This is a genomic window from Streptomyces sp. NPDC030222 (genome assembly GCF_055573115.1).
The window spans coordinates 125,823-146,748 of the sequence record NZ_JBVICA010000009.1; the positions used below are offsets into that span (position 1 = coordinate 125,823).

Annotated in this window: 16 protein-coding genes; 9 read left to right on the forward strand and 7 right to left on the reverse strand. The window is 72.5% G+C overall.

Annotation, left to right across the window (positions count from 1 at the left end):
- Nucleotides 1-166: 166 nt before the first annotated feature.
- On the forward strand, nucleotides 167-1,090 hold the full coding sequence (locus tag ACZ4Z5_RS15735; RefSeq protein WP_468262344.1) for a cellulose-binding protein: 924 nt from the start codon (nucleotides 167-169) through the stop codon (nucleotides 1,088-1,090).
- Between the two features lie 64 nt (nucleotides 1,091-1,154).
- Here ACZ4Z5_RS15735 and ACZ4Z5_RS15740 read toward each other — a convergent pair whose 3' ends face one another.
- A complete protein-coding gene (locus ACZ4Z5_RS15740) occupies nucleotides 1,155-2,801 on the reverse strand; it encodes an MFS transporter (protein ID WP_468262347.1) in 1,647 nt (548 codons plus the stop codon).
- A gap of 511 nt (nucleotides 2,802-3,312) precedes the next feature.
- On the opposite strand from ACZ4Z5_RS15740, the gene ACZ4Z5_RS15745 reads away from it, so the two are divergent.
- Both ACZ4Z5_RS15745 and ACZ4Z5_RS15750 read left to right on the forward strand, forming a co-directional pair.
- Nucleotides 3,313-4,101 carry an ABC transporter ATP-binding protein gene (locus tag ACZ4Z5_RS15745; protein ID WP_468262349.1) on the forward strand — a complete coding sequence of 263 codons (789 nt, stop codon included), beginning with the start codon at nucleotides 3,313-3,315 and terminating at the stop codon, nucleotides 4,099-4,101.
- Nucleotides 4,098-6,674, forward strand: coding sequence for an ABC transporter permease (locus tag ACZ4Z5_RS15750; protein ID WP_468262352.1), 2,577 nt, complete (start codon nucleotides 4,098-4,100; stop codon nucleotides 6,672-6,674). The genes ACZ4Z5_RS15745 and ACZ4Z5_RS15750 overlap by 4 nt, the downstream gene beginning before the upstream one ends.
- Before the next feature lie 263 nt (nucleotides 6,675-6,937).
- Here ACZ4Z5_RS15750 and ACZ4Z5_RS15755 read toward each other — a convergent pair whose 3' ends face one another.
- Together ACZ4Z5_RS15755 and ACZ4Z5_RS15760 are read right to left on the reverse strand one after the other, a co-directional pair.
- Entirely contained in the window at nucleotides 6,938-7,558 is a 621-nt protein-coding gene (locus ACZ4Z5_RS15755) for a hypothetical protein (protein ID WP_468262355.1), read from the reverse strand.
- On the reverse strand, nucleotides 7,551-8,054 hold the full coding sequence (locus ACZ4Z5_RS15760; RefSeq protein WP_468262358.1) for a SigE family RNA polymerase sigma factor: 504 nt from the start codon (nucleotides 8,052-8,054) through the stop codon (nucleotides 7,551-7,553). Before ACZ4Z5_RS15760 ends, ACZ4Z5_RS15755 begins: the two co-directional genes overlap by 8 nt.
- 195 nt (nucleotides 8,055-8,249) lie before the next feature.
- On the opposite strand from ACZ4Z5_RS15760, the gene mfd reads away from it, so the two are divergent.
- Together mfd and ACZ4Z5_RS15770 are read left to right on the forward strand one after the other, a co-directional pair.
- Complete coding sequence (gene mfd / locus ACZ4Z5_RS15765) at nucleotides 8,250-11,780, forward strand: transcription-repair coupling factor (RefSeq protein ID WP_468262361.1); 3,531 nt, start codon at nucleotides 8,250-8,252, stop codon at nucleotides 11,778-11,780.
- Between the two features lie 150 nt (nucleotides 11,781-11,930).
- Nucleotides 11,931-13,355 (forward strand): right-handed parallel beta-helix repeat-containing protein, encoded by a 1,425-nt coding sequence (locus tag ACZ4Z5_RS15770; protein ID WP_468262364.1) that lies wholly within the window; start codon nucleotides 11,931-11,933, stop codon nucleotides 13,353-13,355.
- Between the two features lie 70 nt (nucleotides 13,356-13,425).
- Here the strand turns inward: ACZ4Z5_RS15770 and ACZ4Z5_RS15775 are convergent, their stop codons facing one another.
- On the reverse strand, nucleotides 13,426-13,611 hold the full coding sequence (locus ACZ4Z5_RS15775) for an antitoxin (protein ID WP_468262367.1): 186 nt from the start codon (nucleotides 13,609-13,611) through the stop codon (nucleotides 13,426-13,428).
- 190 nt (nucleotides 13,612-13,801) lie between these two features.
- On the opposite strand from ACZ4Z5_RS15775, the gene ACZ4Z5_RS15780 reads away from it, so the two are divergent.
- On the forward strand, nucleotides 13,802-14,551 hold the full coding sequence (locus ACZ4Z5_RS15780) for an N-acetyltransferase (protein ID WP_468262370.1): 750 nt from the start codon (nucleotides 13,802-13,804) through the stop codon (nucleotides 14,549-14,551).
- 153 nt (nucleotides 14,552-14,704) lie between these two features.
- Here ACZ4Z5_RS15780 and ACZ4Z5_RS15785 read toward each other — a convergent pair whose 3' ends face one another.
- The 3 genes from ACZ4Z5_RS15785 to ACZ4Z5_RS15795 form a co-directional block, all read right to left on the reverse strand.
- The gene (locus ACZ4Z5_RS15785) at nucleotides 14,705-15,466 is read right to left on the reverse strand and encodes a hypothetical protein (protein ID WP_468262372.1); all 762 of its coding nucleotides are present in this window, start codon (nucleotides 15,464-15,466) and stop codon (nucleotides 14,705-14,707) included.
- 174 nt (nucleotides 15,467-15,640) lie between these two features.
- Nucleotides 15,641-15,946: a hypothetical protein gene (locus tag ACZ4Z5_RS15790; protein ID WP_468262375.1), complete on the reverse strand. Its 306-nt coding sequence runs from the start codon at nucleotides 15,944-15,946 to the stop codon at nucleotides 15,641-15,643.
- Nucleotides 15,943-16,119 carry a hypothetical protein gene (locus ACZ4Z5_RS15795; RefSeq protein ID WP_468262378.1) on the reverse strand — a complete coding sequence of 59 codons (177 nt, stop codon included), beginning with the start codon at nucleotides 16,117-16,119 and terminating at the stop codon, nucleotides 15,943-15,945. Before ACZ4Z5_RS15795 ends, ACZ4Z5_RS15790 begins: the two co-directional genes overlap by 4 nt.
- A 214-nt stretch (nucleotides 16,120-16,333) precedes the next feature.
- Here ACZ4Z5_RS15795 and ACZ4Z5_RS15800 point away from each other — a divergent pair, with 214 nt between their 5' ends.
- The 3 genes from ACZ4Z5_RS15800 to ACZ4Z5_RS15810 all read left to right on the forward strand — a co-directional run bounded on the left by ACZ4Z5_RS15800 (nucleotide 16,334) and on the right by ACZ4Z5_RS15810 (nucleotide 20,647).
- Nucleotides 16,334-18,379 carry an N-6 DNA methylase gene (locus ACZ4Z5_RS15800; RefSeq protein ID WP_468262381.1) on the forward strand — a complete coding sequence of 682 codons (2,046 nt, stop codon included), beginning with the start codon at nucleotides 16,334-16,336 and terminating at the stop codon, nucleotides 18,377-18,379.
- Nucleotides 18,380-18,491: 112 nt separating this feature from the next.
- Nucleotides 18,492-19,112: a hypothetical protein gene (locus ACZ4Z5_RS15805; RefSeq protein ID WP_468262383.1), complete on the forward strand. Its 621-nt coding sequence runs from the start codon at nucleotides 18,492-18,494 to the stop codon at nucleotides 19,110-19,112.
- The gene (locus ACZ4Z5_RS15810) at nucleotides 19,109-20,647 is read left to right on the forward strand and encodes a protein kinase domain-containing protein (protein WP_468262387.1); all 1,539 of its coding nucleotides are present in this window, start codon (nucleotides 19,109-19,111) and stop codon (nucleotides 20,645-20,647) included. Before ACZ4Z5_RS15805 ends, ACZ4Z5_RS15810 begins: the two co-directional genes overlap by 4 nt.
- The last annotated feature ends 279 nt before the right edge of the window (nucleotides 20,648-20,926 follow it).

Genomic DNA, 20,926 nt, shown 5'->3' on the forward strand with positions numbered 1-20,926 from the left:
CGTGCGAGGCACGGCGGGCGCCCCTTTCGAAGTTCAGACGCCCCGGGCCGGAATCCCTGGACTCCAGGCCAGAGAGCACGTCAACCGTTCGGCCCATTAGTCTGCGTTACTGATGGGCGGAGTGTCTCGTTATGGGCAATTCGCCGACATCCATCAAGATGTGCCCATGAGTGCACCGGTGTCACGGCATGGCCTTGCCTTCGTGCGAGGCCGCGGCTACCGGCCGGAACAGGTCGATCGCCGTATCGCAGTCCTGTCCGACGAACGCGACGCGGCGTGGGAACGCGCCGCCCGTCTCACCGTCCTCGCCAAGGAGATGGACGCCGAGCTGGGGGTGCTGCGCGAGCAGGTCGCCGCGCTCCCCCCGCAGACCTATGAATCGCTGGGCGACCGGGCGCGCGATCTGTTCGCCCTGGCCCTGGAGGAGGCGGGGGCGGTACGGACCGCGGCCCTGCTCGACGCGCGTGCGCTCCTCGACGCGTCGGACGCGGCCGCCCGCCAGGCGCGGGAAGCGGCGCGGGAACACGCCGACACCGTACGGGCGGAGGCCGACGCCCGCGTCCGGCACGTGCTCGGTGCCGCGCGGAGCGAGGCCGACGAACTGCGCCGCCCGGCCCGCTCCGAGGCCCGGGAACTGCGCGGCGAGGCGATCGCCGCGCTGCGCGAGACCCGGAAGCGGGGGGAGGGCGCGCTCACGGGGCTGGAAGCGGAACACGCCGTCCAAGTGGACGTGCTCGACCAGGAGTTCGCCGAACGGGAGGCGGAGGCGGACGAGGCGTTCGCGGCGCGGGAGGCAGCCGCGATGGCCCGCTACACCGAGGCCGAACGGGCGGTCGCCGAGGCCGAGGAGTACACGCGGCGCGGCCAGGAGGGGGCCGAGGCCCACGGTGCGGAACTCATCGCGCGGGCAGTGGTGGCCGCCGAACGCGTCGCACGGGAGACCGACCGCGTGCTGCGGGAGCACGCCCGGGCGCGGGAGGCCGTGCAGGAGCACATGGCACACGTCTGCGACAGCCTGCTCGCTCTCACGGGCCGCCTGCCGGCCGAGGACGAGTGCGAGGTCTCCCCGTCCACGAACGCGCCCGGCTAGCAGAGGAGTCCAGCGCCCGGGTCGGACGGCGGAAGGCCGGGGTCGCACGGTGAGCGGTCCTGGGCTATTCCGGCAGTACGGGGAAGCGCCGGGGCGCGAGGAGGACGAGCACGAGGAGCGCGATCCCCGCCGCGGCGGCCGCCCCGAGGTGGACCGAGTCGACGGCGGCGGCGACGGCACGGCGCAGATGGTCGCCGCCCGACCCGCCCCCGGACCCGCTGCCGGCGGCGCGGGCCACGGTGTCGAGGTCCGCCGCGGTCCCGAGCCGTGAGGTGAGCACCGCGTTGGCCACGGCCCCGAACAGCGCCGCGCCCACGCTCTGTCCGACCTGTCGGCAGAAGAGCACCGACGCGGTGGTGGTGCCCCGCTCCCCCCATTCGACGGTCGACTGGACACCGACGATGAGGGGCAGCTGGAAGAGGCCGAGCGCCGCACCGAGCAGCAGCATCAGCAACGCCGGCTGCCAGGCGGCTCCCGGGAAGGGCAGCAGGGGGAAGGCGAGGAGGACGAGCCCCGCCGCGGTGATGCCGATCATCGCGGTCAGCCGGAAGCCGATCCGGGTGTAGACGCGGTCGGACAGGGCGGCGCTGACGGGCCAGCTCAGGGTCATCACGGACAGTACGAACCCGGCGGCGACGGGCCCCAGTCCGAGGACGGTCTGGGCGTACGTGGGCAGGAACACGGTGGGCGCCACCATGAGGAGCCCGAGCGCGCCGAGCGCGAGGTTGACCGCGGCGATCGTGCGGCGGCGCCACACCCAGCCGGGTATGACGGGGTCGGCGGCGCGCCGTTCGACGATCACGGTGAGCGCGCCGAGCACGGCGCTCGCGGCGAGCAGGCCGAGCGAGGGCGCGGAGAGCCAGGGCCAGGCGACGCCGCCCTGCACCAGTGCGGTGAGCAGCAGCGCCCCGGTGGCGAAGACGAGCAGTGCTCCGGCCCAGTCGACACGGGGGCGCGTGAGGGGAATCGTGCAGGCGGGTTCGGTGAGGTGGCGGGTGATCAGCCAGAGGGCGACGGCACCGACCGGCAGGTTGACGAGGAAGATCCAGCGCCAGTCGGCGTAGGCGGCGAGGAGTCCTCCGAGGGCTGGTCCGGCGACCGCGGAGACGGCCCAGACGGTGGAAAGTCTCGCCTGGATACGAGGGCGTTCGCTGAGCGGGTACAGATCGGCCGCGACGGTCTGGACGGTGCCCTGGACGGCGCCGCCGCCGAGCCCCTGCACGATGCGGAACGCGATGAGCGCGGCCATGTCCCATGCGGAGGCGCAGAGCAGGGAGCCCAGGAGGAAGAGACCGATCCCGGTGATGAGGACGGGTTTGCGGCCGAACGTGTCGGAGAGCCGGCCGTAGACCGGAAGGGTGACGGTGACGGCCAGCAGATAGCCGGAGAAGAGCCACGAGAACACGGAGAAACCGCCGAGGTCCCCGACGATCTGGGGGACGGCGGTGGCGACGACCGTGCCGTCGAGGGCGGCGAGGGCCATCGCGAGCATGAGCGCGGCGACGACCGGGCCCCGGCGGTCCGCGTCCCGGGGGGTCGGGGACCCGGCTGCGTGGTGGTCGGGTACGCGCCGGTCGCGTGCGTGGCGGTCGGCCGTGGCGGCGTCGGCTTTGCGGGCGTCGGCCGGGCGGCGGTGGTCGCCTGCGCGGACCTCGTCGTCATGTTCCGTCGTGGGGTCCGTGGGGGCCTGCTCGGGCTCATCCGGGGGCACAGGTGCTCCCGGATGAGCGGGCGTTCCCGGTATCGGCACACCTTGCGTGGCTTCGCTCACCCCGAGATCCCTTCCCTATGCATCTATCTGCGCCCCGGACACCTTCTCACTTGAGGCTCACGCAGCGGGAGGGTGCACGCTTCCCGGAGTCCGGGCCGTTCCGCCGACGCCGGCCCCCTAGGGGATGGTCCGTACTCCGGGCCAGGGCTCGGTCGTACCGGCGGACGACGTGTGGGCGGGGCCCCCTTCCTTACCTTCGTCTTACGGGCCGAACCCCTCGTCCTACGGGCCGAAGGAGGGTGGGGCCAGCCCCCGGCGAAGACGGAGACCTGCCCCAGGGCGTCCGTGCGCCCGGCGCAGCACAATCGACCCGATCCCGAATCCCGATCCCGAATCCCGATCCCGATCCGGAATCCCATCCCGCGACCATCCCGCGACCATCCCGAGTCCCGCCGAATCCGACCGGCCGGAGCTCGCCGGTATATGAACCGACCGATATAGGAGACATGACGTGACAACGGCTGTGACGATTCCCAGGCACGGAGACGCCGGAGGGCGAACAGCCGTGGCCGCGCGGGCGCGTCAGGTGGTCAAGGCGTACGGCGCGGGCGAGACGCGGGTCGTCGCGCTCGACCACGTCGACGTGGACATCGCCCGGGGCGCGTTCACCGCGATCATGGGCCCCTCGGGCTCGGGCAAGTCGACGCTGATGCACTGCCTGGCCGGTCTGGACACGGTGACCTCGGGCGAGATCCACATCGACGACACCGAGATCACGAAGTTGAAGGACAAGAAGCTGACGCAGCTCCGCCGGGACCGCATCGGTTTCATCTTCCAGGCGTTCAACCTGCTGCCGACGCTCAACGCGATCGAGAACATCACGCTCCCCATGGACATCGCGGGCCGCAAGCCGGACCCCCAGTGGCTGGAGCGGGTCGTGGAGACCGTAGGTCTCGCCGGACGGCTGAAGCACCGCCCCGCCCAGCTGTCCGGCGGGCAGCAGCAGCGGGTCGCCGTGGCGCGCGCCCTGGCCGCCCGTCCGGAGATCATCTTCGGTGACGAACCGACCGGGAACCTCGACTCGCGGGCCGGCGCCGAGGTCCTCGGCTTCCTCCGGCGTTCGGTGGACGAACTCGGCCAGACCATCGTGATGGTGACCCACGACCCGGTTGCCGCCTCCTACGCGGACCGGGTGCTCTACCTCGCCGACGGCCGGATCGTCGACGAGATGGCCGCCCCCACCGCCGACCAGGTACTCGACCGCATGAAGGACTTCGACGCCCGGGGACGGACGTCGTGACCGTGCTGAAGACCTCTTTCCGGAACTTCCTCGCCCACAAGGGCCGCATGGCGCTGTCGGCGGTCGCGGTACTGCTCTCGGTGGCGTTCGTCTGTGGAACGCTCGTGTTCAGCGACACGATGAGCGCCACCTTCGACAAGCTGTTCGCCGCCACCTCGGCGGATGTCACGGTCAGCCCCGAGTCGGCGAGGACCGACGACGAGATGCCGCAGACCGGCAGGCCGGAGACGCTGCCCGCCGCGCTCGTCGACAAGGTCGCGAAGGCCGATGGTGTGAAGTCCGCCGAGGGCGACGTCGTCTCCACGAGCGTGACGGTCGTCGACCGCCACAACAAGAACATGGGCTCCGAGACCGGCGCCCCGACCATCGCCGGCAACTGGACGGCCGGCGCACTGCGTTCCACGGAGATCACCTCCGGGCACGCCCCGCGCGGCCCCACCGAGGTGATGGTCGACGCGGACACCGTCGAGAAGCACGGACTGAAGCTCGGCGACCCCCTGCGCACCATCGCCGTCACCGGCGACATCAACGCCAACATCACCGGCATCGTCTCGTTCAAGGTCACCAATCCGGGTGCCGCCGTCGTCTACTTCGACACCGTCACCGCACAGCGCCGACTCCTGGGCGCCACCGGACTGTTCACCCAGATCGCGGTCACCGCCGACGACGGCGTCGGCGACGAGCAGCTCAAACGGAACGTCGCCGACGAACTGGGCGGCGGGCCGTACAAGCTGCGGACGCAGGACGAGGCCGCGGACGAGAGCCGCGCCGACGTCGGCGAGTTCCTCGACATCATGAAGTACGCCATGCTCGGCTTCGCCGGCATCGCCCTGCTCGTCGGCATCTTCCTGATCGTCAACACCTTCTCGATGCTGGTCGCGCAGCGGACCCGGGAGATCGGCCTGATGCGGGCCGTCGGGTCGAGCCGCCGGCAGGTCAACCGGTCCGTCCTCGCGGAGGCGCTCCTGCTGGGCGTGATCGGCTCGGTGCTGGGCGTGGCGAGCGGAGTGGGGCTCGCGGTGGGCCTGATGAAGCTCATGGGAGCCATGGGCATGCACCTCTCCACCGACGACCTCACGGTGGCGTGGACGACACCGGTCGTCGGCATGGTGCTCGGCATCGTGGTCACGGTCCTCGCCGCGTACCTCCCGGCCCGCCGGGCGGGCAAGGTGCCCCCGATGGCGGCGCTGCGGGACGCCGGTACGCCGGCGGACGGCAGGGCCGGTGCCGTACGGGCCGTGACCGGCCTCGTGCTCACCGCGGCGGGCGCCGCCGGGCTCCTTCTCGCGGCGGGTGCCGACAAGGCGAGCGAGGGTTCGCTGTTCCTCGGGATCGGGGTGCTGCTGAGCCTCCTCGGGTTCATCGCCGTCGGCCCGCTCCTCGCCGCAGGCGTCGTACGGGTCCTCAGCGCCCTCGTCCTGCGGGTCTTCGGCCCGGTCGGGCGGATGGCAGAGCGCAACGCGCTGCGCAACCCCCGGCGTACCGGGGCGACCGGTGCCGCGCTGATGATCGGGCTCGCCCTGGTGGCCTGTCTGTCGGTGGTCGGCTCGTCGATGGTGGCCTCCGCGACCGAGGAACTGGACCGGTCCGTCGGCGCGGACTTCATCGTCCGGTCGAGCAACCAGAGCCCGGTCGTGCCGCAGGCCCAGAAGGCCCTGGAGAAGGTGCCGGACATCGCGCACATCACCGAGTACAAGCTGGTGGAAGCCCGGCTGACCGCCCCGGACGGGAAGAGCGAGGACGACTTCGTGGTCGCCGCCGACCCCACGTACGCGCAGGACCTGCGCCGGGAGACCGTCGCGGGTGAACTCTCCGCCGCGTACGGCAAGGACGCGATGTCGGTGGGCGACGACTACGCCGAGAAGCACGGCATCAGGACCGGTGACACGGTCACCGTCGCGTTCAAGGGCGGTGCCACGGCGAAGCTGAAGGTCGCGGCGATCACCTCGGACGACGGGAACGTCGACAAGGGTGCGAAGTACATCGGTATCTCCACCGCCCGGCAGTACCTGCCCGCCGAGCGGGTGCCGCAGAACCTGATCGTGTTCGCCGAGGCGGACGAGGGCAAGGAGACGCAGGCCTACCAGGCACTCAAGGACGCGCTCGCGCCCTACCCGCAGTACCGGGTGCTGAACCAGGCCGACTTCAAGCAGGACCTGAAGGACCAGGTCGGCCAGCTCCTCAACATCGTCTACGGGCTGCTGGCCCTCGCGATCATCGTCGCGGTCCTGGGCGTCGTGAACACCCTGGCCCTCTCGGTGGTCGAACGCACCAGGGAGATCGGCCTGCTGAGGGCGATAGGCCTCTCGCGCCGCCAGCTGCGCCGCATGATCCGGCTGGAGTCGGTCGTCATCGCCCTCTTCGGCGCACTGCTCGGACTCGGCCTGGGCATGGGCTGGGGCGCCAGTGCGCAGAAGCTGCTGGCCCTGGAAGGGCTGGGCGTGCTGGAGATCCCCTGGCCGACGATCCTCACCGTCTTCGTGGGGTCGGCGTTCGTGGGACTCCTCGCCGCGCTGGTCCCGGCGTTCCGGGCGGGGCGGATGAACGTGCTCGACGCGATCGCCACGGAGTGACGGAGTGACGCGGCGCCGCCCCGGTCCGAACGGCCGGGGCGGCGCCGTTGTTCCGGCTTGGTGGCTCGACGGTGCGTCTGGTCGTGCCGATGGGTCGTGCCGTTGGCATGGTGACGCCACCGGTCGCAGCTGCCGTGCCCGGCCGCGCGGCAGCGTCCGTGCGGGGCTCGGTTTCCGTGCCGGGCGTGCGGTCGGTTTCCGTGCCGGGCATGCGGTCGGTTTCCGTGCCGGGCATGCGGTCGGTTTCCGTGCCGGGCATGCGGTCAGCCGTCGCCGGGGGCGGGGGAGGCCGTGGCCCGGGGGTCCGGGACGTCCCGGAGTTCCTCGGGCGGGAACGACGGGCTCGCGGTTCGGTACGGAGGGCGCCGGGCATCCGACGGCGTCACCGACGCGGCCGGGCCGCCCGGTGCCTCCGGGGGATACGACGTCTCCGGTGCCTCCGGGGGATACGACGTCTCCGGTGCGTTCGGGGTGACGGAGAAACCTGGCGAGGGCGGGACCGTCGGGGTCGGCGGGACATCGGGTCCCGGAGGGGTCGGCGACGTCGACGGCACCGGCGACGGGAACACCGAGCCATCCGTCGACGGCGGCGCGGCGGGCACGGCGGGTGCGCCCCCCGTCAGCCGGAGCGCCGTCAGTGAGCCCCCGCCCGCCAGCAGGCACACCGCGCAGGCGGCGGCCACGGCGAGCGTCCGCCGCCTCCGGCGTGCGCCCAGCGCCGCCACGTGTGCGGCCGTCGCCGGGACGACCTGCGCGCCCCCGGCCGCCGCGGCACGCTTGAGCGCCTCCGCGAGCGGAGCGTCCTCGCGGAACTCGCCTGCCCCGTCGGCCCCGGCAGGGCCGTGGAACTCATCGGATTCATGGAAGTCGGACAAGTCAGACACCGTGGCCCTTCCCGGTGATCGAGTCGTCGAGGTGGGGCGCGAGAGCGGCCCTGGCGCGGGCGAGATGGGACTTGACGGTCCCGGCCGCCATGCCGGTCTCGGTCGCCACCTGGTCGACGGAGAGATCGCAGACGTAGTGCAGTACCGCGACCCGGCGCTGCCGGTCGGACAGCTGCCGCAGCGCGGCGACCAGCGCGACCGTTCCCGGGTCGGGTTCGTGTGCGACGGGCGGCCGGATCTGCTGGTGCCGCAGCCAGGCCTCGGCGGACCGGACCCGGCGCCGCCAGCGGCTGACCGCGAGCCGCCAGGCCACGGTCCTGATCCAGGCCTCGGGGCCGGCCTCCCGGTCCAGCCGGGAACGCCGCCCCCAGGCCCGTACGAACGCTTCCTGGACGACGTCCTGGGCCTCATGGAGGTCCCCGGTCATCAGGTAGAGCTGACCGACGAGCTGTTTGGCGCAGGCGCCGTAGAACTCCTCGAACTCCTCGACGGTCAAATGCGGCTCCGGGGCTGTGCGGGTACTGCTGCGGACTGAGATCTCACGGGGAATACGCCCCGTGCCGCCGCCCGGTTTACGCGTGGTCCGAAGAAATCCCGTGGGGAAATCGGTGGGCGTAGGCTGGAGAGACCCCCGGCCCGTGCGACGTGTCGGGCGGTTCGCGTTGCCCACTCTCCGGACGGATGCCTCTTCATGAGCCTGCACGGTCTGCTCGACGCCGTCGCCAAGGACCCAGCCCTCGCCGAGGCGGTGGAAGCCGCCACGGACGGTCACCGCACCCACGTCGACCTGGTCGGACCGCCCGCCGCCCGCCCGTTCGCGGTGGCGGCACTCGCCCGGGACGCGGGGCGGCCGGTGCTGGCGGTGACCGCGACCGGCCGGGAGGCCGAGGACCTGGCGGCCGCGCTGCGGTCGCTGCTCGACCCGGACACAGTGGTGGACTACCCGGCGTGGGAGACCCTGCCGCACGAGCGGCTGTCGCCGCGCAGCGACACCGTGGGCCGCAGGCTGGCGGTGCTGCGCAGACTCGCGCACCCCGTGGAGGACGATCCGTCCGCCGGTCCGGTGTCCGTGGTCGTCGCTCCGGTGCGGTCCGTGCTCCAGCCGCAGGTGAAGGGCCTCGGGGACCTGGTGCCGGTGGCCCTGCGCACCGGACAGCAGGCCGATCTGGAGGAGGTCGCGGCGGCACTGTCGGCCGCCGCCTACGGACGGGTCGAGCTGGTCGAGAAGCGCGGCGAGTTCGCGGTGCGCGGCGGCATCCTCGACGTGTTCCCGCCGACCGAGGAACATCCGCTGCGCGTCGAGTTCTGGGGCGACGACATCGAGGAGATCCGCTACTTCAAGGTCGCCGACCAGCGGTCCCTGGAGGTCGCCGAGCACGGGCTGTGGGCGCCGCCGTGCCGTGAGCTGCTGCTCACCGACGAGGTGCGGGCACGTGCGGCGGCGCTCGCCGAGCAGCACCCGGAGCTGGGCGAACTCCTCGGGAAGATCGCGGAGGGCATCGCCGTCGAGGGCATGGAGTCGCTCGCGCCGGTCCTCGTCGACGACATGGAACTGCTGCTGGACGTGCTGCCGGCCGGTGCGATGGCGGTGGTGTGCGACCCGGAGCGGGTGCGGACCCGGGCCGCGGACCTGGTGGCGACCTCGCAGGAGTTCCTCCAGGCGTCCTGGGCGGCCACCGCGGGCGGCGGCGAGGCGCCGATCGACGTCGGCGCGGCGTCCCTGTGGGGCATCGCGGACGTCCGGGACCGGGCGCGCGAGCTGGGCATGATGTGGTGGTCGGTGTCGCCGTTCGCGGCGGACGCCGAGCTCGACGCGGACACGCTGAAGCTCGGCATGCACGCCCCCGAGTCGTACCGCGGCGACACGGCGCGGGCGCTCGCGGACACCAAGGGCTGGCTGGCCGACGGGTGGCGCACGGTGTTCGTGACGGAGGGCCACGGCCCGGCGGCGCGTACCGTCGAGGTGCTGGGCGGCGAGGGCGTCCCGGCGCGACTCGACGCGGACCTCGAAGAGCCGACTCCGTCGCTGGTGCACGTCGCCTGCGGTTCGATCGACTACGGCTTCGTGGACCCCGGGCTGCGGCTCGCCGTGCTGACCGAGACGGACCTGTCCGGCCAGAAGGCGGCCGGCAAGGACGGGCAGCGGATGCCGGCCCGCCGCCGCAAGCAGATCGACCCGCTCACGCTCCAGGCGGGCGACTACATCGTGCACGAGCAGCACGGCGTCGGCCGGTACCTCGAGATGGTGCAGCGCACGGTCCAGGGTGCGACCCGCGAGTACCTGCTCGTCGAGTACGCCCCGGCCAAGCGGGGCCAGCCCGGTGACCGGCTCTACATCCCCACGGACCAGCTGGAGCAGGTCACCAAGTACGTGGGCGGCGAGGCGCCGACGCTGCACCGGCTCGGCGGTGCCGACTGGACGAAGACCAAGGCGCGGGCGAAGAAGGCCGTCAAGGAGATCGCCGCCGACCTGATCAAGCTGTACTCGGCGCGCATGGCGGCGCCCGGCCATTCCTTCGGCGCCGACACCCCGTGGCAGCGGGAGCTGGAGGACGCGTTCCCGTACGCGGAGACGCCCGACCAGCTGTCCACCATCGCCGAGGTGAAGGAGGACATGGAGAAGTCGGTGCCGATGGACCGGCTGATCTGCGGCGACGTCGGCTACGGCAAGACCGAGATCGCGGTCCGTGCCGCCTTCAAGGCGGTCCAGGACGGCAAGCAGGTCGCGGTCCTCGTCCCGACGACGCTGCTGGTGCAGCAGCACTTCGGCACGTTCTCCGAGCGGTACTCGCAGTTCCCGGTGAAGGTGCGCGCCCTGTCCCGGTTCCAGTCGGACACGGAGGCGAAGGCGACGCTGGAGGGCCTGCGGGAAGGTGCCGTGGACATCGTCATCGGCACCCACCGGCTGTTCTCGTCGGAGACCAGGTTCAAGGACCTGGGACTGGTCATCGTCGACGAGGAGCAGCGCTTCGGCGTCGAGCACAAGGAGCAGCTGAAGAAGCTCCGCGCCAACGTCGACGTGCTCACCATGTCCGCGACGCCGATCCCCCGGACCCTGGAGATGGCGGTCACCGGCATCCGCGAGATGTCGACCATCACCACTCCGCCGGAGGAGCGGCACCCGGTCCTGACCTTCGTCGGCCCGTACGAGGAGAAGCAGATCGGCGCGGCCGTCCGGCGTGAACTGCTGCGCGAGGGCCAGGTCTTCTACATCCACAACCGTGTGGAGTCGATCGACCGGGCCGCCGCCCGGCTTCGCGAGATCGTGCCCGAGGCGCGGATCGCCACCGCGCACGGCCAGATGTCCGAGTCGGTGCTGGAGCAGGTCGTCGTCGACTTCTGGGAGAAGAAGTACGACGTGCTCGTCTCCACGACGATCGTCGAGTCCGGCATCGACATCTCCAACGCCAACACGCTGATCGTCGAGCGGGGCGACAACTTCGGACTGTCGCAGCTGCACCAGCTGCGCGGCCGGGTGGGCCGCGGCCGCGAGCGCGGGTACGCGTACTTCCTGTACCCGCCGGAGAAGCCGCTCACCGAGACCGCGCACGAACGGCTGGCGACGATCGCGCAGCACACCGAGATGGGCGCCGGTATGTACGTCGCGATGAAGGACCTGGAGATCCGCGGCGCCGGCAACCTGCTCGGCGGCGAGCAGTCCGGGCATATCGCGGGTGTCGGCTTCGACCTGTACGTGCGCATGGTCGGCGAGGCCGTCGCCGACTACCGGGCCTCGCTGGAGGGCGGCGCCGAGGAGGAGCCGCCGCTGGAGGTCAAGATCGAGCTGCCGGTCGACGCGCACGTCCCGCACGACTACGCGCCGGGCGAGCGGCTGCGCCTCCAGGCGTACCGGGCGATCGCCTCCGCGAACTCGGAGGCGGACATCACGGCGGTCCGGGAGGAACTGACGGACCGCTACGGCAAGCTGCCGGAGCCCGTCGAGAACCTGCTGCTGGTCGCCGGACTGCGGATGCTGGCCCGCGCCTGCGGGGTCGGCGAGATCGTCCTCCAGGGCACGAACATCCGCTTCGCACCGGTCGAGCTGCGCGAGTCGCAGGAACTGCGCCTCAAGCGGCTCTACCCCGGCTCGATCGTGAAGCCCGCGGTCCACCAGGTGCTGGTGCCCCGGCCGAAGACCGGCAAGATCGGCGGCAAGCCGCTGGTCGGGCGGGAACTGCTGGGGTGGGTCGGCGAGTTCCTGACGACGATCCTGGGGTCGTAGGCCTTCCTTCCGCCTGGCGTCCTCCTTTCGCGCCGCCTGTTACCCCGAACGGATCCGCCGGGGAGCAGGCGGCGCACGCGCGTGTTCGGCTGGTTCCGGTCCTCTCGGTCCTGGCGACGAGGGCCGCCGAACCGTGCAGAGGAGCCCTTGATGTCGTCGACGCCGTTTCGGAACGCCGGGTCGCCGGCGGTCCGCGTACCCGCAGTCCTCGGCCTGATGGCGGGCGCCCTGGTCGCGCTGCCCGCCTCCGCCGCCGCCCATGGGGGGACGGTGGACGTCCGCTGTTCGGTGCGGGACCTCATCGAGGCGATCGACGACGCGAACGAGTCCCCCGGTGCGGACACGCTGCGGCTCGCCCGCGACTGCACGTACCGGCTGACGCGGCCTGCGGGCGGCTCCGGCAACGGGCTGCCGGAGATCGAGAGCGAGATCGCCATCGACGGGCGGTGGGCGACGATCAGGCGCGAAAGGCGGGACCGGTACGGCGCGGACACCGAGAAGTTCCGCATCCTCCGGGTGGGCAAGAAGGGGAATCTGACGCTCACGCGGACGGAGATCAGCGGAGGATTTGCCAAGGGCTGTCCGACCGATGAGCAGGCATCGTGTGGCGGCGGCATCCTCAACGAGGGGCGTCTGACGCTCACCCACAGCAGGATCAGCGACAACAGGGCCGAGTCCGCGGTGTTCGCCCGGGGCGGCGGCATCGAGAACCTCGGCGCGGCCCGGGCCGGCGTGTGGGACACCGAGATCACGCACAACGCCGCCGTCTTCGAGACGGGGGACACGTCCACGGGCCAGGCGAAGGGCGGGGGCATCGCGAGCGACGGTCCGCTGACGCTGGAGCGGGTGCTCGTGACCGACAACTTGGTGGAGAGCGAGAACCCCGGGAGCGTCGCGGCCGGGTCCGGCGTCGCCGGATACGCCGAGACGACGATCGAGAACAGCTTCATCGGCGGCAACCACGCCTTCGCCAGGAAGACCGAGGGGCAGGACGGTGGCGGCTTCGCGCGCGCCGCCGTCACCAACGGCGCCGAGTACCCCGACGCGATGACGATCACTCGCAGTACGGTCCGGGACAACGTCTCCGAAGCCCCGGGCGGCTTCGCCCACGGCGGTATCGCCGGCGAGGGCCCGCTGATCGTCGAGGACTCGCGGATCATCGGCAACCGAGCGGTGGCAGACCGCGGCACAGCGCGCGGCGGCGGCATCAGGATCAAGGACACCGGCTCCCTCCGGCTGACCGACAGCCACATCGCCGACAACACCGCGACCGCCAAGGACGGCACGGCGCGCGGCGGCGGCATCGACAACAGCGGCAACCTGACCGCCCGGTGGAACCTGATCGAGCACAACACCGCGAGGGCCAAGGGCGGTACGGCGCAGGGCGGCGGCCTCTTCCACGAGAAGGGCACCGCCACGCTGGAGAGGAACACCATCATCGACAACCGCGCCGACGAAGGCGGCGGCATCTACAAGTCCTCCGGCACGCTCACACTGGACGGCGACATCGTCCGGCGCAACGACCCCGACAACTGCGCGCCGAAGGGTGAAGTGCGGGGCTGCAAGCGTCGCTGAGACGCCGCCCGGCGGGACGGAGGGCGCCGCCCGCGAGGGGAGGCGGGCGGCGCGGGGGAGAGGCGCCAGGTCAGGCCGCCGGCGGCCGGTCGGGGTTGTCCTCGTCCTTCATGCCGAGCGCCCCTTCCGCCTTCTGCTGGGCGGCGTCGATCTTGTCCTCGTGCTTTCCGCCGGTCCGCGCGTTCAGATCGCGCTCGGCGGCGTCGGACATCTCCTTGGCCTTCTCGTGGTGTCTGAACCGGTCGAAGATCCCCATGCTCGGACTCCTTGTGCTCGGACTCCTTCCCGAGGGGGGAGGTCCCGCGCTCGCATCGCGGACGTCGGTCCCCGATTGCGACGCTACTCGCCGTGCGACCGGCCCGCCTCCCGGGAGGGGGCGCACCGGGACGGTATGGCGCGCGGAAAATTCCCTGCGCGTCCCGGCGCGCCGGTCATAGCCTGCGGCCATGTCAGACCTGACCGTCACGACCCTCGCCGAACGCCCCCAACTCCAAGAGGCCGCCTGGAAGATGCTCGACACCTGGCCGGAGTTCATCCTCCACGACCCGGTGGGCTGGGCGAACATGGGCCGGATCGTCGCCGAACTGCCCGAGTACGTACTGGTCGCGACGGACGACGACGGAGAGGTCGTGGCGCGGGCGTTCAGCGTCCCCTTCGCGCTCGATGCGGAGGGACGGCGCGAGCTGCCCGCGGGCGGCTGGGACCAGGTCCTGCTCTGGGCGTTCTCGGACCTGCGGCACGGCAGGAAGCCCGACACGGTCAGCGCGATCGAGGTCACCGTCGCCGCCGGCCGGACCGGGCGGGGCATCTCCGGACGGATGCTCGCGGCGATGCGCGAGAACACGCGCCGGCTCGGCTTCGGCGAGCTCGTCGCGCCGGTCCGCCCCAACGCCAAGCACCGGGAGCCGGACGCGCCGATCGACGAGTACGCGCACCGGGTACGCGAGGACGGGCTCCCGCACGACCCCTGGCTCCGGGTGCACGTCCGGGCGGGCGGCACCATCGACTCGGTGGCGCCGGCGTCGATGACGGTGTCCGGAGGACTCGCGCAATGGCGGCAGTGGACCGGACTGCCCTTCGACACCGCGGGACCGGTCGAGGTCCCGGGCGCGCTCGTCCCCGTGCACTGTGAACCGGAACGCGGCTACGCGGTGTACGTCGAGCCCAACGTATGGGTCCGGCACCGGGTCGGCTGACCCGGTGCATCACCGGGAGAGCGGGGCCTCCGTGAGGCCGGTCCGCGGGAGGCCTCACGGAGGCGGCCTCCCGGGAACGCCGGAGGGGCCGTCCGCTCCGGCGTCCCCTCCGGCGTCGTACCGGTGCGTTCCCGGCGCGTGGCCGGGCGGGTGTCAGGCGCCCAGCTTCTCCGGGTCGACGATGTCCCCGGCGGCGGGAGCCTTCGCGTCGACCGGCTTGTCGAACTCCGAGAAGGCGATCGTGCCCGGCTCGTCCCCGGTGCGGTCCTCGACCTTGAGCAGGTACGGCTCGCCCTTGGTGGCGACATAGGCCGAGTCCTCGCCCTTGGCCGACCGCTCCGTCAGTTCGAGGGCCTGCTGCCCGCCCACCGTGGTCACGTCGCCCTTGCGCGCAATGGTGCTCTCGTTGTCGAACGCGGCCAGCATCGTGCCGAGCTGGCACATCTCCGTGAGGTCCTTGGCGTCCGGGTCGGACGCCTTCATCTTCATCCAGCGGCCGGCGAGGAGCTCCACGGCGGCTTCGGTCTCCTCGGCCGGTTCGCCCTTGCTCTGCTCCCGCAGGTAGGCCTCGTCGGGCTTCATGTAGACGGTGTCTCCGGTCCTGATGATGCCGACCTTGCCGGTGCCGACGGTCATGTCGCCCGTGCACTCGCCCTTGGTGTCGAGGGACACATGGGCCTTGACCGGGCCGTCGGCGGTCTTGAGGTCGAGGTCCATGGTCAGGGACTTGGCGGCCTTGGTGGTGGCGACGGCCTTCTTCAGCACCTCGGGTCCGGACAGGTCCGCGAACGGTCCGGTGGCCTTCGGGGCGGACGTGCCCGTCAGCGCGCCGCAGGCGGTCAGTCCGAACACGGCGACCGTGCCGAGTGCGACGAGTCCACAACGGGTCAGGGCGGGGCGGGTCGAACGGGACATGGGATTCCTCCAGCGGATGAGGTGGGGACGAGAAGCAGCGGGACAGGGGAAGCAGGTGCGGCCGGGGCGAGCCTCGGGGACGGCCATTCCCGGCCATGGCGACCGGCCCGCCCACCAGGTGAACGGCGGGGTGACCGGGCCGGGCCGGGGCAGCGCCCGGGGCGGCCCCGGGCCTCAGGCCCCACCGGACGGTGTCGTGGACGAGTCCAGGGGAACGGCGGCGGGCGGTCGTTCTCCCTCGGCCGCCGGGCCGACGGCCCGGTACACGGCCACCGCGCCGAGCACCGAGAGGGCCAGGGCGACCAGCCCCAGGACGATGCCCGTGGTGGCCGCGGCCCGGTTGGTGGCCCGGCCGAGCCGGGCCCGGCGGCGGCCTCCGAGGCCGACGCCCACCGCCACGATTCCGAGTACGCCGGCCAGCACGACGAGGAGCAGGACCACCAGCGCGTCCACGGCCCCCACGAGGAGGGCGAGGATCACCAGCGGCGGATTCCGGCGAACCCGAGAACGACGGCCGGGACGGCGCCGAAGAGCACGCCGAGGAGGCCGCTGACCAGCGCGGCGGTGCCGGGGCCGTTGTCGGCAGGACGAGAGTCGGTCACCCGCGGCGCAGGTGCCCACGGCTGCTGCCGCTGCGGTTCGGGGTGGGACATGGGCTCCTCCGACATGGGTGTTTCCGGGATCTCAGCGGTCCCGTGAAGCGGTGGAGCAATAAGACCAGAGCCTGTGAACCGAGTCAACACCAGTTTCAGTGAACATCTCGCCTAACGGGCTCGTACGCTGTGAAGGATGGACGACTGGACGTCGGTAAACTCGCCGTCACAGCAGTCACCAGCCGCGCGTGCACGCACGAGGGGAGCAAGCCAGGTGCCGGAGAACGCAGCAGAGGTCACCGCCGCGGAGATCGCCCGTCTCGCCGGTGTGGGACGCGCGGCCGTCAGCAACTGGCGGCGCCGGCACACGGATTTTCCCCGGCCGGTCGGCGGCACCGAGACCAGCCCCTCGTTCGCGCTCGCCGACGTCGAACGATGGCTCCGTGCCCAGGGCAAGCTCGCCGAGGTGCCGCTCCGTGAACGCGTCTGGCAGCAGCTCACGGCCCATCCCGCCGGAGCCGTCGCCGCCCTCGTCCACACGGGCTGCGCCCTGCTCGTGGTCCGTGAACGGCCCACCGCCTGGCGGGAGCTCACCGCCGTCTCCGACGAGCGCATGGCCGGACTGCTCCCGGAGGTCCTCGGTCAGGTGCTCACAGCACGCTTCGGCGAACCCCACGACCGGTCGCCCCACCGGCCGTCCGCCGCGGGCGAACTGCTGCCATCCGTGCCCCTGATGCGCGGCGCGGGCGAACTCGCCGCGGAACTGGGCGCCCGCCAGGCCTTCGAGTTCCTGCTCGGCCGGCACCTCGACGCCAACCCCCGGCAGTACACCCTGACCCCGCCCGGCACCGCCGAGCTGATGGCCGCCCTCGTCGGCACCCCTGCCACCGTGCTCGACCCGGCCTCCGGCACCGGCTCCCTGCTGCGCGCCGTACCGAACCCGACCGCGCTGCACGCCCAGGAGTCGGTCCCCGAACTGGCCGCGCTCACCGCGCTGCGCCTCGCCCTGCACGGTGACGCGGACGTCCGCGCCGCCGTCGGCGACACCCTCCGCGGAGACGCCTTCCCGACCCTCCGCGCGGACGCCGTGCTCTGCCATCCGCCGTTCAACGAACGGAACTGGGGACACGAGGAACTCGCCTACGACACCCGGTGGGAGTACGGCCTTCCGGCCCGCACCGAATCCGAGCTCGCCTGGGTGCAGCACGCGCTTGCCCGGCTCCGCGACGGCGGCACCGCCGTCCTCCTCATGCCCCCGGCCGCCGCGTCCCGCCGCTCCGGCCGCCGGGTCCGCGCCGACCTGCTGCGCCGTGGCGTACTGCGCGCCGTCATCGCCCTGCCCCCCGGCGCCGCACCCCCCTACGGGATCCCGCTCCACATCTGGGTGCTGCGCAGGCCCGTGCCCGGCGACCGGCCCACACCGGAACTCCTCGTCGTCGACACCTCCGGCCTGACCGCCGACGGCGGACGCGACAAACTGCCCTGGCACGCCGTGCAGACCGCCGTCCTGGACGCCTGGCAGCCCTTCGAGCGCGAGGGAACCGTCGTGGAGCAGCCCGGCGTCAGCCGTACCGTGCCCGTCATCGAACTCCTCGACGACGACGTCGACCTGGCCCCCGCCAGACACCTGCCGCCCGACGCGAGCGGCGGCCCCGCCGACCTCACCCGGGTCAGCGAACGCCTCGGCGAGACCCTGCGGAGGACCGCCGACCTCACGCCCCGGACCGCGCAACCGGCGCCGCCCGCCCGAAGGCCGCTCACCACCATCGGTGAACTCGCCCGCGCCGGCGCACTGGTACTGCACTCGGGCGGCTCCGGCAGCTCACCCACAGGCGGTCCGCTCCTCACCGAACACGATGTTCTCGCCGGCACCGCGCCCTCCGGTACCGTCCCGGCGGGGCCCGGAGGGCTGGTCGACGAACCCGTCAGGACCGAACATGGTGACGTCGTCGTCCCCATCCTCGGCGGCGGCTCCGTCGCCCGGGTCGTCGACGCCGAGACGGCCGGTGCGGCCATCGGCCGCAACCTCCAGCTGCTACGCCCCGACCCGGCCGCCCTCGACCCCTGGTTCCTCGCCGGCTTCCTGCGCGCCACCGCCAACAGCCGCAAGGCCAGCAGCTACGCCTCCACCGCCACCCGGCTCGACGTCAGGCGCGTACAGCTGCCCCGGCTGCCGCTCGCGGAACAACAGCGCTACGGAGCGCACTTCCGTGCCCTCGCCTCGTTCGAGGAGGCCCTCCGTGAAGCGGGACGTCTGGGGGATCAGTTGGTGCAGGGACTGCACGACGGGCTGGCGGACGGAACCGTACGCCCGGACTAGAACGACGGATCGGGTGTATCAGGACGGAATCAGATGGCGGACTGGAGGTCCCCGCGTCAGGGCGTGCCGATAGTCTCGCCATACCATTCCCATTAGCTGTCCAGGAGCGATCGTGAACGGCCCAGGCAACGCACCGCGCCAGTCCAGCGACGGCACGGTCATCACGCTGCGCGTACTTTTCTGTCTGTGCGCGTTCCTGAGCTGCGGCCTCCTCGCGTTCGCGCCGATGCTGCGGTTGGCGATCCTGCGCCGCAAGGTGGTCGACTGGGTCCTGCTCTGCCTGTCGGCCGCCTGGACCGTCACGGGGTTCACCCTCGTCGGCACGTTCCCCGAGGAGAACACGTGGTCCGACGTCGGCGCGGCCCTGATGTTCTCCGAAGCACTCATCGTCTCGATCTACTTCCTGGCCGTGGACGTCGCGATCCACTCCGACCGCCGCGCCCCGGAACCCGGCTACCCGGCGTCGTACACAGCCCCCTACGGGCCGGGCGCCGCCCAGACCACGGCTCCCATGCAGCCCGGTCCCTACGTGCCGCCGACCGGCCCGGGATACGGCTACCCCGCGCCGCAGCCGCCGCAGCCGCAGATCCCGGCGCAGCAGCCCCCGGCCCAGCAGCCGCCGCAGCGGCCCGCCCCGCACCGCATCGACCAGGTCCGCGCCGAACTCGACGAACTCAGCGACCTCTTGCGCAATGACCCGCGGAGGACCGACGGCGAGGGCGGCGGCCGGTGAGCGGCGGCCGGATCGTCGCGGGCCGCTACGAACTGGCCACAGTCCTCGGCCAGGGCGGCATGGGCCAGGTCTGGACCGCCTACGACCGCCGGCTCGACCGCCGGGTGGCCGTGAAGCTGCTCCGCCCCGACCGGGTCGCGGGGGCCGACGACGCCGAGGAGCTGCGCCGCCGCTTCCTCCGGGAGTGCCGGGTCACCGCACAGGTTGACCACCCCGGACTGGTCACGGTGCACGACGCGGGGAGCGACGCCGAGGAGCTCTACCTCGTCATGCAGTACGTCGAGGGCGCCAACCTCTCCGACCATCTGGCCGAGCACGACCCGTATCCGTGGCCCTGGGCCGTCTCGGTCGCCGCGCAGCTGTGCGCCGTGCTGTCCGCCGTGCACGCCGTGCCGATCGTGCACCGCGATCTCAAGCCGCGGAACCTGATGGTCCGGCCCGACGGCACCGTGACCGTCCTCGACCTCGGTGTCGCCTCCGTCATCGACACCGACACCACCCGCCTCACCCACACCGGTTCACCCATCGGCAGCCCCGCCTACATGGCGCCGGAGCAGGCCATGGGCGGAGCCGTCGGCCCGGCCACCGACCTGTACGCGCTCGGCGTGGTGCTCCACGAACTCCTCAGCGGCAACGTGCCGTTCACCGGCAACACCGCCCTCGGCGTACTCCACCGCCATCTGTACGAGCCGCCGCTCCCGGTGCGCCGGCTGCGCCCGGAAGTGCCCGAGGCCCTCGAAACGCTGGTGCTGAACCTCCTCGCGAAGGATCCGCAGCACCGTCCCGCGTCGGCCCAGCAGGTGTACGAGCAGCTCCTCCCCCTGCTGCCCGCCCGGGGCGCCGCCGTCACCGGACCCCTCGACCCGACCCGTCCGTTCCTGCGCCCGCACGCGCCCTGGCCCGACCGCCCGGCCGCGCCGGCCCCGTCCGTACCGGTGCCGACACCCGTGTCCGGCCCGGCGGCCCCCGATGTCGCGGGCGCCGTCGACGAGGTCAAGCGGCTCCTCGGCGAGGGCCGGATCACCCAGGCCGTGGACATCCTCGGCGGGATCCTGCCCGCGGCCGCCGCCCAGCACGGCGAGCACTCCCCGGTCGTCCGGATCCTCCGCAAGCAGTACGCGACGACCCTGATGGACGACGGCCAGTACCGCCGCGCGCTGCCCGAGCTGCGTCGCCTCGCCGACGACCGTGCCGCCGAGTCCGGACTCGCCGACCCGCAGGCCCTCCAGTACCGCTACGACGCGGCCCACTGCCTGGAGCAGCTCGGCGAGGCGACCGCGGCCCTCGCCGAGTACCGCGCCCTGCTCCCCTACTTCGAGAACCAGTACGTCACCGGCGGCACCGACCCGGCTCGCGCCTTCGAGATACGCCAGCGCATGGGCAACCTCCTCCTGGCGGTGGGCGACCACGCGGCCGCGTACCAGCACCTGCAGGCGCTGCTGTTCGACGTGGAACGCACTTACGGACCGCACCATCCCATGTCCGGCGAACTGCGCCGGCAGCTCGCCCGGCACCAGGCCGTACGCCGCATCTGAGCCGACCCGGACCTCAGCCGGGGCCGGGCCCGGGTGTCGTGTCCGGACGGGGACGGGGTCTTGCCCGGGGTCGGACCCGGATGCCGCGCCCGGGTCCGGACGGGACCAGGTCCTTGCCCGGACGGGACCAGGTCCTTGCCCGGGGCCGGACCGGGACGCCGCCCCCGACCCGGACGCCGACCCCGCCCCGACCCGGACGCCGACCCCGCCCGGAGCCGGAGCCGCCCGGACCCGGACCCGCCCGGACCCGGACCCGCCTGGACCCGGACCCGGACCCGG

Coding starts and splice junctions, on each gene's coding strand:
- ACZ4Z5_RS15735 (WP_468262344.1), top strand. CDS start 167: ATGAGTGCACCGGTGTCACGGCATGGCCTTGCCTTCGTGCGAGGCCGC.
- mfd (WP_468262361.1), top strand. CDS start 8,250: ATGAGCCTGCACGGTCTGCTCGACGCCGTCGCCAAGGACCCAGCCCTC.
- ACZ4Z5_RS15795 (WP_468262378.1), bottom strand. CDS start 16,119: ATGTCCCACCCCGAACCGCAGCGGCAGCAGCCGTGGGCACCTGCGCCG.
- ACZ4Z5_RS15775 (WP_468262367.1), bottom strand. CDS start 13,611: ATGGGGATCTTCGACCGGTTCAGACACCACGAGAAGGCCAAGGAGATG.
- ACZ4Z5_RS15770 (WP_468262364.1), top strand. CDS start 11,931: ATGTCGTCGACGCCGTTTCGGAACGCCGGGTCGCCGGCGGTCCGCGTA.
- ACZ4Z5_RS15785 (WP_468262372.1), bottom strand. CDS start 15,466: ATGTCCCGTTCGACCCGCCCCGCCCTGACCCGTTGTGGACTCGTCGCA.
- ACZ4Z5_RS15780 (WP_468262370.1), top strand. CDS start 13,802: ATGTCAGACCTGACCGTCACGACCCTCGCCGAACGCCCCCAACTCCAA.